This window comes from Flagellimonas algicola (genome assembly GCF_005937185.1).
Lineage (GTDB): Bacteria > Bacteroidota > Bacteroidia > Flavobacteriales > Flavobacteriaceae > Flagellimonas > Flagellimonas algicola.
The window spans coordinates 1,362,933-1,381,426 of record NZ_VCNI01000002.1 but is presented as its reverse complement, the minus strand read 5'-3'; the positions used below and the strand labels follow the sequence as shown (position 1 = coordinate 1,381,426).

Annotated in this window: 10 protein-coding genes; 4 read left to right on the top strand and 6 right to left on the bottom strand. The window is 42.1% G+C overall.

The genetic code is table 11. The features are described from left to right. Positions 1-2: 2 nt before the first annotated feature. Together FGG15_RS15045 and FGG15_RS15040 are read right to left on the bottom strand one after the other, a co-directional pair. Entirely contained in the window at positions 3-1,277 is a 1,275-nt protein-coding gene (locus tag FGG15_RS15045) for a BaiN/RdsA family NAD(P)/FAD-dependent oxidoreductase (RefSeq protein WP_138837669.1), read from the bottom strand. Further along, entirely contained in the window at positions 1,277-2,029 is a 753-nt protein-coding gene (locus tag FGG15_RS15040) for a glycerophosphodiester phosphodiesterase (protein WP_237561831.1), read from the bottom strand. Before FGG15_RS15040 ends, FGG15_RS15045 begins: the two co-directional genes overlap by 1 nt. A 186-nt stretch (positions 2,030-2,215) precedes the next feature. Between FGG15_RS15040 and FGG15_RS15035 the strand changes: the two genes are divergently transcribed. Beyond that, positions 2,216-2,635 (top strand): hypothetical protein, encoded by a 420-nt coding sequence (locus tag FGG15_RS15035; protein ID WP_138837666.1) that lies wholly within the window; start codon positions 2,216-2,218, stop codon positions 2,633-2,635. A gap of 52 nt (positions 2,636-2,687) precedes the next feature. Here FGG15_RS15035 and FGG15_RS15030 read toward each other — a convergent pair whose 3' ends face one another. The 3 genes from FGG15_RS15030 to FGG15_RS15020 form a co-directional block, all read right to left on the bottom strand. Beyond that, positions 2,688-4,556, bottom strand: coding sequence for an alpha-amylase family glycosyl hydrolase (locus FGG15_RS15030; protein ID WP_138837665.1), 1,869 nt, complete (start codon positions 4,554-4,556; stop codon positions 2,688-2,690). Continuing rightward, a complete protein-coding gene (locus tag FGG15_RS15025; RefSeq protein WP_138837663.1) occupies positions 4,553-6,856 on the bottom strand; it encodes a glycoside hydrolase family 65 protein in 2,304 nt (767 codons plus the stop codon). Before FGG15_RS15025 ends, FGG15_RS15030 begins: the two co-directional genes overlap by 4 nt. 68 nt (positions 6,857-6,924) lie before the next feature. Continuing rightward, positions 6,925-7,944 carry a LacI family DNA-binding transcriptional regulator gene (locus FGG15_RS15020; protein WP_138837661.1) on the bottom strand — a complete coding sequence of 340 codons (1,020 nt, stop codon included), beginning with the start codon at positions 7,942-7,944 and terminating at the stop codon, positions 6,925-6,927. A 375-nt stretch (positions 7,945-8,319) separates the two neighbouring features. On the opposite strand from FGG15_RS15020, the gene FGG15_RS15015 reads away from it, so the two are divergent. Then, on the top strand, positions 8,320-11,433 hold the full coding sequence (locus FGG15_RS15015; protein ID WP_138837659.1) for a SusC/RagA family TonB-linked outer membrane protein: 3,114 nt from the start codon (positions 8,320-8,322) through the stop codon (positions 11,431-11,433). A 17-nt stretch (positions 11,434-11,450) separates the two neighbouring features. Next, a complete protein-coding gene (locus tag FGG15_RS15010; RefSeq protein ID WP_202619562.1) occupies positions 11,451-13,019 on the top strand; it encodes a RagB/SusD family nutrient uptake outer membrane protein in 1,569 nt (522 codons plus the stop codon). A 342-nt stretch (positions 13,020-13,361) separates the two neighbouring features. Here FGG15_RS15010 and FGG15_RS15005 read toward each other — a convergent pair whose 3' ends face one another. Further along, positions 13,362-15,014, bottom strand: coding sequence for a solute:sodium symporter family transporter (locus FGG15_RS15005; RefSeq protein WP_138837657.1), 1,653 nt, complete (start codon positions 15,012-15,014; stop codon positions 13,362-13,364). A 184-nt stretch (positions 15,015-15,198) separates the two neighbouring features. Between FGG15_RS15005 and FGG15_RS15000 the strand changes: the two genes are divergently transcribed. Beyond that, positions 15,199-18,492, top strand: coding sequence for a VCBS repeat-containing protein (locus FGG15_RS15000; RefSeq protein WP_138837656.1), 3,294 nt, complete (start codon positions 15,199-15,201; stop codon positions 18,490-18,492). Positions 18,493-18,494: the final 2 nt, after the last annotated feature.

Genomic DNA, 18,494 nt, shown 5'->3' with positions numbered 1-18,494 from the left:
AGCTATTTTTTGGAACCAATGGCTTGGGCGGCAATATAAGCCCCAGTCCAGGCATTTTGAAAATTAAAGCCACCGGTAATGGCATCAACATTGATAATTTCTCCAGCAAAGTAAAGGTTGGGGTGTATTTTGCTCCCAAACGTTTTAAAGTTGATTTCTTTGAGATCAATACCACCAGAAGTAACAAATTCTTCCTTGAACGTGCTTTTACCAATAACTCTATAGGTACCCTCTGTAAGTTCCTTGGCAAGACTTTGTAACATTTCCTTGGTCACCTCAGCCCATCTCACGTTGGTCTGGATTCCTGCAGCATGAACCAACTTGGCCCAAAGCCTTTTGGGAAGATTGACAGCCCTTGTACGAATTACGGTTTTTCTCGCCTCCACTTCCTTGATTTCCCTAAGAAATCCTTCCATGGAGCCCAAGGTGTATTCCGGAGTCCAGTTAATTTTAATCTTAAAGTTATATTGATATTCATTCAGGATGTTGGCTCCCCAAGCGGATAATCTTAATATGGACGGACCACTTAATCCCCAGTGGGTCACAAGCACATCGCCTTCTGCTTGTAAAACTGGTTCTTCCCTAGGAGCACTTTTTAAATTTAGTCCCTCCTTGGAGGAAAATATCTTTTTAGGAGGCACCTGTACAGAAGCAAAAGTACTTACTCCTTGGATTTCGGCCAATCTGGGATCTCGAACATTAAAGGTGAACAAGGATGGAACCGGAGGAATAATGGTATGTCCCAAATCTTCCAAAAACCTCCATGCCTTGAGACTGCTCCCCGCAGCGACCAACAGGTTTTTACCTTGGTAATGTTTGTTCATTGTGGTCACCTGCCATCTTCCATTATCTCGAAGTTTTGAAAGTTGCTTTACCGCGCTATTTTTAAGTACTTGCACGCCCAATTTTTGAGCTTCGGTAACCAAACAATCTATAATGGACTGGGAATCATCACTAACCGGAAAAACCCGACCATCCTCCTCTATTTTGAGCGGTACTCCTCTTTGTTCAAAAAAATCCATGACATCACCAGGTCCATGAACATGGAAAGGACCCAATAGCTCTTTTTTGCCTCGTGGGTAGTTTAGAACGAGTTCGCTTGGAGAAAATTCGCCGTGGGTTACATTGCATCGTCCACCCCCTGAAACTTTTACCTTGGAAAGCACATTCTTTCCTCTTTCAAAAATGGCAATTTTTAATGTAGGGTCAATTTCTGCAATATGAATTGCAGCATAGAAGCCAGCGGCACCCCCTCCAACAATGATTACATCGAACATTAATGTACCCGTTCCGGATAATTTGTGATAATGCCATCCACCCCAAACGTCTTCATTTTCACAATATCCGAAGGTTCATTTACCGTCCAGGTATATACTTTTAATCCCTCATCCTGCATCTTTGATGTATTTTCTTCTGTAAGGGATTGAAAATTGGGATTAATGGCAACCGCATTTAATTCCTTGGCCACGGGAATCGCTTCCAAGGGATCGTCCTCTGTTAAGATCGCAATCTGCACATTCGGGTTCAATCTTCTAATTTCCCTTAACTCATCCCATCTAAAACTGGAAATAAGGATATTATTGGCGGCCCAACCTCTTTCCCTTATGTAATAGTCGGTAATGAAGTTTACCCGATCGGCGGTATCTGCTCCCTTCAATTCTATGTTGAGTGCCACCTGGTTATTGATAAGTTTGAGTACATCCTGAAGCATTGGAATACGATGATTGCCTTCCAGGATAAGCTGTTGCATATCCACAACATTATATTCTTCTATGTTACCTCCCCCATTGGAAAGTCTCTCCACCCTTTCATCATGGAAAACCACTATCTCACCGCTCTTAATCTTGAACACATCAATTTCAATCATATCCACCCCCAAATCCAATGCTTTTTGCACAGAAGCCAAGGTGTTTTCCGTTTCGTGGCCCATGGCTCCCCTATGACCAATGACCAAGGGATTGGATTCGAACATTCCGCAACTATTGATTAGAAAAATTGTAAAAGAAAGCAATAGTAAAATTTTTTTCATTCTAAGTCATTTTGGTAGCTAAAAATACGATTTGAAAATGAAATTTAGGCGGTAAATAGGTTCAATAAAATCCTACAAAAAAAACATCGAATTTATGCATTCAATATTGATTGATATCAGTTTTTATCAATATGTTAAATTTATTTTGATATTTTTATCATATTAATAACCAATAAATTAACTCGCATGTTTTCAAAATCCAATTTACTGGCTACGGTGGTAGCTACAATTGTTATGTTTCTGCTTGGATACCTTTTATGGGGAATAGCAGCTGAGAGTCTTATGGATGGTCATGTTGTAACAGACATCTTTAAGGAAGAACCCGATTTTGTTTTTATCATTTTGGGGAATCTTGTTGCTGCATTTGCCTTGAGCAATCTTTATGGTAAATGGGCCAGAGGTCACCACAGCGCCAAAGAAGGTGCGCAATTTGGAGCCTGGATAGCACTTTTTGCAGGACTGGGGACGGCATTGATTCAGTATGCCACAGCCAACATGTTTGATTTAACCGGTCATTTAATGGACTTTGTTTTGGCCTTGGTTTACTTTGTGGTAACAGGTGTGGTTATCGCGTTGGTTTATCAAAAAACATCTGCTAAGGAATAAAGATAATTAACCGACCTCTAAACTTTGGCGGCCCACCTTGTGGGCCGCTTTTTTATTGCACGCTAAAAACATACGACTCCAATGGGGGTAGTTGTAGCCTAACATTGCCTCTTCCTTCCTGGATTGTCAGTGTTGCTTTTTCTTTCCCATACAACTCTTCCTTTAAGAGGTAGGTAGGATTTTCCAGGTGCCACTTGGCAATTACATCCTCTGGAATTTTCAAATCTAGGGTATACGTTTTTACATCGTCAAAATTGGATATGACAATCAATTTCTCCCCATCTTTCCACCGTACAAATGAGAGTATCTTATGATCATATCCTTCCGTATGGTCCTTGTTATAAAAATGGATTTCCTGATAGTCTCCCATCAGGGCATTGCTTGAAATGGTAAAATTGAGCAAGCGCTGGTAAAAGTCTCTCAAGTTTTTCTCATCCTCGGTAAGTTGCCCGCCATCAAAATGTCCATGGTTCATCCATCGCTGATGGTGCGGCACCCCAACATAATCAAAAATGGAGGTGCGACTGGGTTTTCCAAAGCCAGCGTTCTCAGCTCCGGGCTCACCAACTTCTTGTCCAAAATAAATCATTGTTGGAGATGTGCTCAAGGTTGCAGAAACCACCATAGCCGGCTTTCCCATTTGGGCATTTCCAGCAAACTCCGGACTTGCAATTCGTTGTTCGTCATGATTTTCCAAAAAATGGAGCATATGGTGTTCAATATCTGCCATTCTTTTTTGAACTACCGGGATATGGTCTGTCCAGCCATAGCCCTTCATAACATGCTTTATACTATCATACAACTCCACCTTGTCATAGAGATAATCCATTTTTCCTTTATGGATATAATTCCGGTATAAATCTGGGTTGTATACCTCGGCCAACAAAAAAGCGTCCGGATTTTTTGTTTTGATATTGGAATTGAGGTAGCTCCAAAATTCCACAGGAACCATTTCGGCCATATCATAACGAAATCCGTCCACTCCAAAATCCAACCAATAGAGGGCAATGTCCTTGAATTTATCCCAAGAATTGGGGACGGTTTTGTTTTCCCAAAACTGAAAATGTTCAATATATCCTTGTTTTTCCATTCCTGATGGGAGTTCCTCAAAATCCTTGGATCCATCGGGTCGTAAGCCATAATTTACCTTAACGGTTTCGTACCAATCGTTAAAGTTAGGTTGTGCCAGCCGTGAACCGTTGCCTGTCCATTTTGCGGGATTCTCCACAAATTTTCCATCAACCAAAACCGATTCCTCTCCACCAAGAGGCAAATATCCATCCCGCCATTCCGGAACCTTAAAAGTGCTTCCTGGGATGTAGTAAAAATTATTGTTGACATCGTACTCCTTGGAAACATCATCATGGGCTCCAAAATCCATGGTGCCTTCGGGATTGGTCAAACCCTGGTAGCTTCTGGCCACATGGTTGGGAACAACATCTATGATTACCTTCATTCCGGCTGCGTGGGTACGGTCAACAAGTGCTTTGAACTCCTCAAGACGCTTAACTGGATCAACGGCCAAATCCGGATTTACATTGTAATAGTCTTTTACCGCATAGGGAGATCCCGCCCTTCCTTTGACCACATCGGGGTCGTCATTGGAAATTCCATAGGCCGTATAGTCATTGACCAATGCATGGTGAGGCACCCCAGTATACCAAATATGTGTTACCCCTAACTTTCTGATTTCCGACAGAGCCTTTTCTGAAAAGTCAGCAAACTTGCCCACACCGTTCTCTTCCAAGGTCCCCCATGGTTTATTAGTAGTATTGGTATTGCCAAATAGGCGGGTAAAGACCTGGTAAACAACTGCTTTCTTCTTCATTTCTTGTTTTGGATTGGCTTGGTCAGGTTTAGATTCACAGGAAAGCACTGCCCCCATCAGCAATAACAGTACTATTCCCAAGTTGCGTTTCATCCTTCTATCTTTTCGCCCGGAACCAAAGTCACGGGTTTACCGTTTACTTGGATTTTTAAATCGGTATCTCCTGTTAATTCGAAAACTGATCTCGTTTTAGAGACAGAGATGGTAACAATTTGGTTCCTATAGTTAATTTTAAAGGCGTAGGAATCCCATTGCTCAGGAATTTGCGGGTTAAAAGATAGCTGTCCATCCGTTATGCGCATTCCTCCAAATCCTTCCACAATACTCATCCATGTTCCAGCCATTGAAGTAATATGCAGCCCTTCTTCCACTTCCTTGTTATAGTCATCCAAATCCAATCGCGAAGTCCTCAGATAGAACGTATAGGCCTGCTCCATTCTACCCAGCTTTGCCGCCTGAATACTATGGACGCAGGGAGATAGTGATGATTCATGCACCGTAAAGGGTTCGTAAAAGTCGAAGTGCTTTTCCAAAGCTTCCTGACTGAAATGATCTTCAAAAAAATAGAATCCCTGAAGGACATCCGCTTGCTTGATATAGGGTGAGCGCAAAATTCGGTCCCAACTCCATTTCTGGTTAATAGGGCGTTCCGATTTGTCCAACTCGGACACTTGCACCAAATCCTTATCCAAGAAGCCATCTTGCTGTAAAAAGACTTGGTGTTTTTCAGCGTATGGAAAATACATTTGGTCTGCAACCTTGGCCCAATCCGAAGTTTCTTCGGTAGTGATTTTGGTTTTGGCCTGAATTCGTCTATAATCCTGTGGATATTCCTTTTCAACGACTTCAATTTGCTCCAAGGCATAATCCATGCACCATTTGGCCAAATAATTGGTATACCAGTTGTTGTTTACATTGTTTTCATACTCGTTGGGTCCAGTTACACCTAACATGACGTAGCGCTGTTTGTCCTCGGAAAAATTGACACGTTGATGCCAGAATCGGGCAATCCCGATCAGGACTTCCAACCCCATTTTTGGAATATAGCTGTAGTCCCCCGTAAAACGGTGGTAATTGAAAATAGCAAAGCTTATGGCTCCGTTTCTATGGATTTCCTCAAAGGTAATTTCCCATTCGTTATGGCATTCCTCCCCATTCATGGTTACCATGGGATAAAGGGCGGCCCCATTGGTAAAACCAAGTTTTTCAGCATTTTCAATGGCCTTCTCCAGGTGGTTGTATCGATACTCCAAAAGATTCCAGGCCACCTCTTGATTTTTGGTCGCCATATAGAAAGGAAGGCAATAGGCTTCAGTGTCCCAATAGGTGCTTCCTCCATATTTTTCGCCGGTGAATCCTTTAGGCCCGATGTTTAGTCTGGAATCCCTCCCCAGATAGGTTTGGTTCAGCTGAAATATATTGAACCGGATACCTTGCTGTGCCTTTATATCCCCAGCAATAGTGATATCGCTCATCTCCCATATTTTGGCCCATGCCTCCTTTTGTTTTGCAAGTAATGCTTCAAATCCCAAATCGGAGCCCTGTTTCAATACCTTCTTGGCGACATTGACCAACTGGGTTTTATCATGATTTCTTGAAACCGTATATCCCCCTAATTTGGTCAAGGTTATTTTTTCTCCTTTTGCTACTTCCTGTTCGAATTCAATAGAAGCGTAGGTTTCATTTATTGTTCCTGTTTTTGAGTTTACTGAATTTCCATTGTAAGCTGCTTGGGCCTCCATAAAGGTACAAGTGGCAAAATTGGTCTTCATGGTGTGGGCTTCAATAAATGCCTGATTGCCAATGACATCGAGCTTAGTAGTATTCCAAAACTTATCGTCCCAATTACTGTCCTCATTAGTGATTCCGCTGTCCAAATAGGGCACAAACTTGATCTGACAATCCAGATTTACAGGTGCAACCTCATATGCAATGACTCCCAATTCATCCAAATCCAGACTTAAAAACCGGGTTGTCTTAACTTGTAATTCAATCCCGTTGGCCATTTGGGCCACAAAACTGCGCTGGTACCAACCTTCACGCATATTGAGTTCCCTTTTAAAATTCTTTACAGCTTTGCAGGTGTTCAAATCCAGTTGCTCCCCATTCACAAAAACGTCAATCCCTATCCAGTTGGGTGCGTTAAGGACCTTGGCAAAATATTCAGGGTATCCATTTTTCCACCATCCTACCCTGGTCTTGTCGGGGTAATACACCCCTGCTATATAACTCCCCTGAAAGGTTTCGCCAGAATAATGTTCTTCAAAATTGGCTCGTTGGCCCATGGCACCATTTCCAATGCTAAACAGGCTTTCGGATGACTTTACCCGTTCTTTATCAAAGCCTTCTTCAACAATAGACCACGCGTCCGCCTTTATATAATCCTGATTCATAATCTGCGCTGATTAATTGGTAAGTAAAAGTTAGTTTCTAATTCTGCAGCCCTAGAGCAGGTGCAAAATTAGTTAATTGTAGAATCCCTTACCACCAAAGTAGGTTCCAAAATTTTGGTCTGGTAAGTTTCCTCTTCTGCTTCGCTCTCCACTTTTTCAATAAGCATTTGGGCAGAAATCTCTCCCATCTTTTGCCCATGCTGGGCAATTACGGTCAAGCTGGGGTTGGCGTATTCAGACAAAAATCCATCTGTAAACCCAATAAAAGAGATGTCCTCCGGAATTCTTAGTCCATTCCTTTGGGCCAAGCGCATAGTATACACGGCAAAAATTTCATTGACACAAAGAACCGCATCCATTTCTGTGGATTCAAAAAACTGTTGAATGAGCTCTTCATCCATATCCATGCTGGACAACTTAAGGATTCGGGATTCATCCACTTCCAAATTATGCTCGGTTAAGGCCTTTCGGTATCCCTGGGTGCGAGCCTTACTAACGCTTAGATAATCCGCAGTTGTTATGAGTCCAATTTTTTTCCTTCCTTGATCGATCATTTTCTTAGCCGCCATATAGGCTCCAAGTTGATCGTCAATAATCACCTTATCGCATTCTACCTCGTTGGTAATCCGGTCAAATAGCACCACGGGAATCCCCTGTTCCGTGACCTCTTTTAAATGGTTATAGTCATTTTTTTGCTGGGTTTCTGAAGCCAAAGACATGATAAAGCCGTCAATACTACCATTGGCCAACATTTCCATATTGATCACTTCCCTGTCGAAGGATTCGTCTGAAGAACATACAATTACATTGTATCCCCTTGCATTGGCATATTTTTCTATGCCCCTGATTACGGTTGTAAAAAAGTGATGCACAATATCAGGAATGACCACCCCAATATTCTTGGTTCTTTTGTTCTTAAGACTAATGGCTATATTGTTGGGACGATAGTTGTAAAGTTTGGCGAAAGCTTGGATCTTTTCCTTGGTATCCCTACTGATCTCCTCACTGTTCTTCAAGGCCTTTGAAACCGTGGATATGGAAACCTCCAATTCTCTTGCAATATCCTTTAATGTTATCTTTGATTTCAATGCGCGCCGTCTTTTCTTCCCAGTAATTTTTTGAAGTTAGCCAATATACATCAGTTCTCAACTTTAGTCAAACTTTTTTAACAAAATTGACCGCTTGGCCTTAGGTTAAATTTTAACTAAAAAAAGCGCAAATTTCGGTAAAAAATAAAAATAGTATATTAGCTATAGGATTGCATAAACTTCCAAATCTTCAAGGGAAAATTGCGAATTGACTAATTAAAAGATAAAAGCTTTACTAAACTCGCAAAATCCTAAAGTTATTAACACGAAACCGTTTTCGTTGCGAATCATACTCTAGCTAACTACGGATTAACTTTATTTTTATATATGTTTAACAATTGAATTGAAATTAACTAAACTTAAAATTAATTATTTATGAAGATTACGCTACTAAAAAGCATTTTGCTTTCTGGGGCATTTTTATGCTTTGGATTGGCAAAAGCTCAGACGGTATCTGGTACTGTTACGGATGTAAACGGTCCATTACCGGGAGCAAGTGTCCTTGTAAAAGGCACTACCAATGGTACGCAGACCGATTTTGATGGTAATTATACCCTAAGTGGTATTGACGATTCTTCGGTGATGGTGTTTAGCTACATTGGCTACACCACCCAAGAAATTGCCGTAAATGGACAGACTACCATTAATGTTACGCTTCAAGAAGATGCCCAAGCATTGGATGAAGTTGTAATCATTGGTTATGGTACCACTACGGTTAAAGATGCAACGGGAGCTGTGGCATCAGTTACCGCTGAGGACTTCAACGGAGGTGTAATTTCATCTCCTGAACAGTTGATTCAGGGTAAGACCGCAGGTGTCCAGATTACGCAGACCAGTGGTGAACCGGGAGCCGGAGTTGAATTCCGTATTCGGGGTACAAACTCTGTGCGTTCGAACAACAATCCACTTTTTGTGGTAGATGGTGTTCCACTTGCTGGAGATGATACCTCAGCCACCGGACAGGGAAGTTTAGGTTTGGGGTCCAGTGCGGCCAAAAACCCATTGAACTTCTTGAACCCTTCTGATATTGAGAGCATCAGTATTTTGAAGGATGCTTCTGCAACAGCAATCTACGGTTCCAGAGGTGCAAACGGGGTTGTGATCATTACTACCAAGAGTGGTAAGGCTGGATCTGATGGGGTTTTCGAGTTTTCTTCAAGCCTCAGTTTCTCCAAACCTGCTAACGAGTACACCTTATTGAACCGTGAGCAATTCCTGGCTGGTGTTGCACAATTCGGTGGGGTTGCAGCAGATCAAGATTTTGGTGCAAATACAGATTGGCAAGATATCGTGACTAGAAACGCTACTTCTCACAACCAAAACATTTCTTGGTCCAAAAACTATGGCAAGGGTAATATCCGTGCCACTTTTGGTTACCAGGATCAGTTTGGTGTTATTGAAGAGTCTTCCTTGGAAAGAATTACCGGAAGAGCCAACTGGACACACCGCTTTTTGGATGACAAGCTTAGACTTAATGTACAAGCTACTGTATCCCGTGTAAATGATGAATCACCACCAATTTCTGGTAGTGCCGGATTTAACGGGGATTTATTGGGTGCTGCATATTCTGCCAACCCAACTTGGCCCACTGATGTTGATTTTGCTCCGGGTGGAGGTCTTTTAAGCCCTTCCAACTTGTTGCATGTAACACAAAGTACAGCTTTTACCAACAGATTCTTGGCTAACGTTTCCTTGGAGTACGACTTTACTCCAGAGCTAACCGGTAAGGTTACCTATGGTTATGACACTTCAGAGTCTACTAGAAAATCTGGAATTAGCCGTGATGTAGTTGGTTTGTCCAACGGTACAAGTGGTAACGGTCGTGCTGCAGTAAACGACATCAATGTAGCCAACAACCTATTGGAAGCAACATTGACCTATAAAAAGGAATTGGAAAATTCTTTCCTTGATGTTCTTGTAGGTTTCTCTTATCAAGATTTTGGAAGAGATGGAAGAAACATCCAAGGATGGGGATTCAATACTTCCAATCTTGACCGCATGGGAGATGATTTGGAGAGATCTGCCAATACCATTGAATCCAATATTAGTGGAAGATATCAGCAGTACGGTATTGGGACTGGACAAAGTGAGATATTTATAAATCGACTTTTCCCTTCTCCTGTAACTGATAATATTTCTTCTGTACTAATCGATGTGCGTTCTATTTTTACGGACACTTTCGATTTTACGGATGAGCTACAGTCTTTCTTTGGTAGGGTAAACTACAGTATTGCCGACAAGTATCTGTTTACAGGTACGATAAGGGCTGATGGTTCTTCTCGATTTGGTCCGGATAACCAATACGGTTACTTCCCTTCCGGTGCTTTTGCATGGAAATTACATGAAGAGGATTTTATGGGAGATGCGTTTTCAACACTTAAGCTTAGAGTTAGTGGAGGTATCACTGGTAACCAGGAAGGTCTAGGGTTCGGTAACTTCGTTCGTAGAGAGCGTTATACAACCAATCCTGCAGGAGATATTCAGAATGCTGGGGAAATCGCTATCCCAGGTACTCAAGCAGTATCCTTTGTAAATAACCAATTGAAGTGGGAAGAAACACTTTCCTATGGTGTTGGTCTTGATTTTGGATTTAACAACGATAGGCTTTCAGGAACCATTGATGTGTATCGCAAGGAAACAACAGATCTTCTGTTAAGTGTTCCTGCTGCGCAGCCATCTCCACAGCCTTTCTTCTTCCAAAACTTGGATGCAACCGTATTGAACCAAGGGGTTGAATTCTCTATTGCCTATGATTTTGCGCAATCTGAGGACTTTAACTTGAGTACTTCCTTCAACATTTCTTATAACGAAAACGAATTGCAGGATTTTGGTGGTCAAATTCCAGCAGGTACCATTAGAGGTCAGGGACTTTCTTTGGCATTTGCCCAGATTTTGGCAGGCGACCAACCACTATTCTCGTATTTCCTAAGAGAGTTTGGAGGATTTGACAGCAATGGTCAGCCAATTGGTGACGTTCAAGGTTTTGTGGGTGAAGATGCCCTTCCAGATGTTATAGCCGGTTTCTCTTTAAATACCTCGTATAAGAACTGGGATTTCTCAGCTTATTTCACAGGTCAATTTGGGTTCTCTGTATATAACAACACGGCCAACGCATTCTTTACTGCAGGTTCCATTGCCAACGCAAGGAACGTTACTCCTAATGTTTTAACCAGTGGAGAAGCAGGTAATGCTGCCGCTGAGGTATCTACAAGATTTTTGGAAAAAGGTGATTTTGTTCGTTTCCAAAACGCATCCTTAGGTTACAATGTGCCTCTAAGTGGTACAGGAGCAATCAAAAGCCTAAGATTATCTTTAACAGGACAAAATTTGTTCTTGATTACGGATTACTCAGGTTTGGATCCAGAGGTAAGTGTATCTCCAGCAAATAATGGATTGGATTTATTGAATGGTCTACCAACAGCTGGTATAGATTTGACGGCATTCCCAAGACCAAGAACATTCACTTTTGGTGTAAATGCCACCTTTTAATTAAAAAAAATTGAATAATGATGAAAAGAAATCAATTTAAATTATGGCTATTATCCACATTCTGTGTGGTGTTTGCGATTTCGTGTACCGATCTCGAAATTGAAGAATCCGACTCTATCATTGATGAGTCTACAGCCACCGGAGGCATCTTTAATGGTGTTGAAGACCCAGCCGCATCCGTTGACAACTTGTTCAACGGAATGAATAGATTGGGTGACCAGGCAAACTTTTATGCATTGCAAGAAGTAGCCACGGATGAGCAACTGGTTCCTACAAGAGGTACGGACTGGGGTGATAATGGGATATGGAGAACACTTCATGCCCATACTTGGAGTCCTGGGCACCAGTACATTCTTAATGTATGGAACAACTGGAATCAAACCATTTTCTTGGCTTCAGAGGTGATAGATCCAAGAAGTAGTGCTTCCGCTGAAGAAGTTGCCCAAGCTAGCTTTGTAAGAGCTTTTGGAATGTGGGTAATTATGGATATGTACGGACAAGTTCCTTTCAGGGAGCCAGACGAAGGTCCTGAAGTGGACCCAGTTATTCTATCCAGAACTGAAGCTTATGACTTTATTTTGAATGATTTGGATGTTGCCATTGCAGGCCTTCCAAGTGTAGCAGCAAACGATGTTGCCAATCAAAGTAGAGGAACCAAGGCAGCTGCCCGTTTCTTAAAAGCTAGGGTTCTATTGAACTCCGGTGTATACAGTGGTGCGGGAGCTCCAGATGCTTCTGCTCTTAGCGAAGTTGTTTCCCTTGTTGATGCCATCACGGGCGAAGGTTATGCCTTACAAGATGGTTATTTTGATATTTTCAAGGAAGATGCTGATTCCGAAACTATTTTCTGGTTACCAACATCTGTAGGTAACAGAATCTGGAACGGGGCACACTATAACACCGTTGCTCCTGATAACACAGGTGGTGGTTGGAATGGATTTAGCACTTTGGCTGAATTCTACGACATGTTTGAAGGTAATCCAACTACCAACAATGTTGGAGATGGTCAAGAAGAGCGTAGAGGTTGGGTGCCAGATGCATCAAATGCTGATGAAACCAATCTAGGATTCGCATATGGCTTCTTTATTGGACAAGCTTATGATGCTGAAGGAAACGCGCTAAACGATCGTCCTGGTAATCCTCTAGTATTTACGAAGGAATTGCCTGGATTGGTAGGTAACAATGAGCGTACTGGCGTAAGAGTTATCAAGTACCATCCTGCTAACGGATCCTTTACCAACCATGAAATCATCTTCCGATATGCGGATGCCCATTTGATGAAAGCAGAAGCAATCATGAGAGGTGCTGGTGGTGGCGATGCTACCGCACTGGTTAATGAGCTACGCGCATTGCGAGGAGCTACTCCACTAGGATCAGTTACCGAAGCCGATATGTTGGCAGAAAGAGGTAGAGAGCTTTATGTTGAAGCTATCCGTAGAACAGATATGATACGTTTTGGACAGTTTACCAGAGATTGGGAGTTCAAAAATGCCGAATCTGTTGGGGATGACAACAAAAACCTATTCCCAATACCAACCAATGCTTTGCTTTCCAATCCAAATTTGGTGCAGAATCCAGGGTATTAACAATCCAAGTTTAAGTTTATCTTATAGTTTAAAGGCTGCCCTAGGGCAGCCTTTTCTATTTCCCTGTCTATTATTGGTTGAATAGCGCCCCTACTTAGCTAAATGGATCTATGACCAATTGACTCTGCCACTTTTTACAGACAACACAAGGTTGTATTTAAGTATAAAAACAGTGCTTATGGGTTGAGGAGTGACATGCTAGGATTACAACCTAATAACAGAGCTATCAACGGCAAGGCGAATCAGACGAACCAATCAGGCTTTTAAAATAAAGCCCAGCTTACCTATTCTATCAATAAAAGACCCTTCACCAACAACAATTGGCAAAAGGTATGTTACAATCTATTTAGCAAAGTAGATATAGATGCCCACCACGATTACACAAATGGCCAATCCAACTTGCTTCACATGTCGGTAAGGAGTAATCTCCACTTGCTTCGTGTATTCTTGGACAAAGGCTTCCTTCCTTGGATAAAATTTACCGATCAATAGCATTATCCCGGCATTCAATAAGAAAAGAATGGCCATTACATGCAAATAATGGGGATATGCATCTGCTTCGACCAATCGCAAGGCAGCCTCATCCGTAACCCCCGTAGCTTTTGCAACTTCCAATGCGTTTTCCACCAATTTGGGCCCAACAATGAACTGACTGATGATATAAAGTCCAGACCCCAAGAATATGGCAATTTTAGCCGCAATCGCTGGAACTCTTTTGGTCAAGTAGCCTACCACAATGATAGTTAAAATAGGAATGTTGTAGATTCCATTGATTTCTTGCAAGTAGTTGAACAGACTTCCGGCATTGGCAATCAAAGGCGCAATAAACATGGCAGCCAAGGCCAAACAAACCCCAAAGACTTTCCCGTACTTCACTACAGTGGACTCGGAAGCCTCCTTATTGATATGCTGCTTGTAGATATCAATCCCAAATAGGGTGACCGAACTGTTCAAGACACTGTTAAATGAACTCAAAATGGCACCAAAAAGCACCGCAGCAAAAAATCCAACCAAATACTTCGGCAGTACCGCTCCTACCAAGGCAGGGTAAGCAATATCGCTGGACTCCAAGTTTCCATCAAAATAATGAAAGGCAATCATCCCTGGAAGAACTAAGATAAGTGGCCCCAAAATCTTCAAAAACGAAGCTAGAAGTAACCCCTTTTGTCCCTCGGCCAAATTCTTTGCACCCAAAGCCCGTTGTATAATCTGTTGATTTGTACCCCAATAGAATAGTTGCACCAACATCATTCCGGTAAAAATGGTAGAGAATGGCACCTCCTGCCCATGCTCTCCGGTCGAATCAAATCGTTCAGGGTTAGTGGTCATAAGCTCATCCAAACCTTGAAATACACTTCCGTCACCTATGGCCATGAGTCCAAAAATCGGAATAAGGATACCTCCAATCATCAATCCAATAGCGTTGATACTATCCGAAACCGCAACCGCTTTCAATCCTCCAAAAACTGCATATATGGAGCCTATAACCCCAATCCCCCAAATACAAATGATCAAGGCTGTGGTATCCGAAACGTTCAACATTTCTGGAACATTGAACATGCCACTGATTGCTACCGACCCGGAATAGAGAATTACAGGTAGCAAAACCACAACATAACCTGTCAAAAACAATCCTGAGGTAATGGTCTTTGTGGCCACATCAAATCGATTCGCCAAAAACTGCGGGACCGTGGTAAGTCCACCTTTTAGGTATCTGGGCAACAAGAAAATTGCCGCAACAACCATGGCAATCGCGGCCAAGGTTTCCCACGCCATAACGGACAATCCATCTTTATAGGCACTACCGTTCAATCCAACTATCTGCTCCGTGGAAAGATTGGTCAATAACAGCGATCCAGCAATGACACCTGCAGTTAAACTTCGCCCTCCTAAAAAATAGCCGTCAGATGAGGTTTCATCTGTTGAGCGTGTTGCCAAATAAGCAATGATTCCTACGAGTAGCGTAAAGCCTAAAAAAGATAAAATTCCTACCATTACAATTTCTTGGTTTGTTAGTAATCCTTAAATATATTGGATTATTTCTCAATACAATAACCCTCCAATTAAGATTCTTATCAACCGCAAACGTTTTCGCCCCAATTCCACAAAATATTAACTATTGTTACTTCTCTAATTTTCATGGGATTGGTTATCTTACCCGACCTATTAAAATTGATGGATGAAGGGGATTTACTGCCTTTTTGTTGGTTCTTTTTTATTGATTCTTAGTTGCACAGAAAACAATTCGGAAACCCTATTTACAAAGAGGGATGCTGAACTTACAGGTGTTACCTTCAAGAATAGCCTAAAGGAATCTCCCAACCTTAATATTCTAAACTACCTTTACTACTACAATGGTGCTGGTATAGCCGCTGCGGACTTTAACGGGGATGGTCTTGTTGACCTTTACTTTACGGCCAATCAATCCGAAGATCAACTGTACCTCAACAAAGGAGGGTTGCGCTTTGAAAAGACCAATCATATTTCAGGAATCGATAATGCATCGGGTTGGACCACAGGAGTTGCCAGTGTAGACATTAATGGTGACGGTCTGTTGGATATCTATGTTTGCAAAGTGGGCAATTACCACATTTTGGAAGGACATAACCTGCTCTATGTCAATCAGGGAAATGATGTGAACGGAGTGCCACTTTTTAAAGAGGAAGCACAGAAGTACAACCTTGACTTTTCAGGCTTTTCTACCCACTCTGCTTTTTTTGATTACGATTTGGACGGGGATTTGGATATGTACCTTTTGAATCATTCTGTGTATCCCAATAGGGCCTATGGGCGGGGATCTCAACGCAAGCTTGTAGATTCCCTTTCAGGAGATAGATTGTATGAAAATATAGGGGGAAACTTTGTTGATGTCAGTGCCAAGGCCGGAATCTTCCAAGGCAAAAGTGGTTATGGATTGGGTCTGTCCATCAGTGATGTGAACAACGATGGCTACCCAGACATCTATGTTGGAAACGATTTTTTTGAGAACGACTATCTCTATATCAACCAACAAGATGGCACCTTCAAAGAATTGATTTCTTCCGACGATAAAAAATTGGGCCATACCACCCACTTTTCCATGGGTAATGATATAGCCGATGTCAACAATGATGGGCTTACCGATATTTTGTCATTGGACATGCTTCCAGAAAACTTGAAGACTTACAAGACATCCGGATTGGAATACAGCTACCCTATTTACCAGCAGTATCTTAAAAATGGCTACGCACCGCAGTACATGCAAAACACCCTGCATCTCAACTTGGGAAACTCAAATTTTGCAGAGATTGGAAACTTAAGTGGCCTGTCTGCCACAGAATGGTCTTGGGGAGCCCTTTTGGCCGATTTTGACAATGACGGGCTCAAAGATGTTTTTGTTTCCAATGGCATAAAAGGAGCTACCAACGATATGGATTTCATCAATTTCATGTCCAACGAAAGTATCCAAAGGCGTATTGACCAAGGGATGTTACAATCCGATATGCCATTGATCGAGGAAATCCCCGTGAAGAAAATCCCTAACTATATTTTTAGAAATCGCGGGGAAGCCCAGTTTGAGAACCTGACCAAAAATTGGATTGGGGTTGAGCCCTCCTTCAGCAATGGAAGCATTTATGCCGATTTGGATAATGACGGAGACTTGGATCTTGTGATCAATAATGTGGATGAGGAAGCATTTATTCTTGAAAACACCAGTCTACAAGGTAACCATTTGACTTTGGAATTGGATGCAGGGCCAAAAAACAAGTTCGGTTTGGGAACAAAGATTATAGCCTTTTCAGCATCCCAGACGGTGACCCAGGAAAATTTCATCTCCAAAGGATATTTGTCCGCCGTTCCCCCTCGCGTGCATCTCGGTTTGGGCAAAGATTCCGTAATAGATTCCCTTCATGTTATTTGGCCTGGCGGCGCCTATAAAACCCTCTACAATGTATCCGTTCCCAACCAAATCACTGTGACCAAAAACGATTCGGTTGCCAACTACTATGACAACATATCGCAGCTTGGGCAACCTTTATTCAAACCCATGGATTCCCTGATTGACTTTGTCCATACGGAAACAACCTCTTTGGATTTTGACAAGGAGCCCCTTGTTCCTTTTGCAAGCTCCAATGAAGGACCTGGGATAGCCATTGCCGATGTTAACCAAGACGGATTGGAGGATTTTTTCATAAGCGGCGCCAAAAAACAGGCCTCTACGCTATACCTTCAAGATGAAAGCGGAAGTTTCAGGTCACACCAACCAGAATTTTTTACAACGCACGCTACTAACGAAGATACTTCACTCACCTTTCTAAATGCCAACGACGATGCCTATCCTGACCTGCTCGTGGTCAGTGGAGGTAACGAATACAAAAGCGGAATGCCGCTACAACCTAGACTGTACCTTAACGATAAAGGAAAGTTTCATCTGGATCATGGGCTTTTGCCTTTGATGGAAACCAATGCGTCCAAAGTGATCGCTGAGGATTTTGACGGGGACGGTAAGGAAGAAGTTGTTATAGTTTCTGATCAAGTACCGTCCGAATACGGTAAAACTCCCAAGCAGTTTTTTCTCAAACGTGATGACACAGGAAAATTCAAGGACGTTACCCACGCAATCATTCCGGAACTGGAATATTTAGGGAACATCAAGGACATATTTGCAGCTGATGTGGATGCCAACGGATATTTGGATCTTGTGGCGGTAGGCCACTGGATGCCCGTTTCTATTTTCTTAAATGATGGAAGTACTTTCAAATTGCAAAAAGATAACGGCTTGGAAAACACCCACGGTTGGTGGAATATGGTCAAAGCGGAGGATCTGGACGAGGATGGGGATTTGGATTTGATCGGTGGCAATTGGGGCCTTAACAGCAAGCTTAAGGCCAGCAGGGACAAACCAATTACTTTGTACACCAATGATTTTGACGATAATGGCAGCATCGAACCCATTGTGACCTATTATCATAAGGACACTGAAACGCCATTCGCCTCCAAAGATGAATTGGTAAAACAAATGCCCTTTTTAAACAAGGAATTTTTACTGTACGAGTCCTTTGCCAATGCCTCCATCCAGGATTTATTCGGGAAAGGCAAGCTCGATGATGCCGGAAAAAAGCAAGTATTTGAACTGGCCAGCTGCTATTTTATAAATGATGGAAACGGGCAGTTTACCAAAAAGGAATTTCCAAGTTTGGTACAATCCTCTTCCATTTACGATATTGGGCTGGAAGATGTGACCGGCAATGGACGCAATGAATTGATAATCTTGGGCAATAACTATGAAATAAGTACACAATTGGGAAGATTGGATGCTTTTCATGGACTAATTTTGCAGCAAGGTGAAAATGGAAATTTTAAATATGTAAAACAAAGTGGTTTCAATGTTTCAGGAGCCGCAAGAACGATGAAAAAAATCACCATGGGTAAGGACACGATTTTTATCATCGGAAGAAATAACGACGCACCTATATTTTTGGCTAAAAAATAATT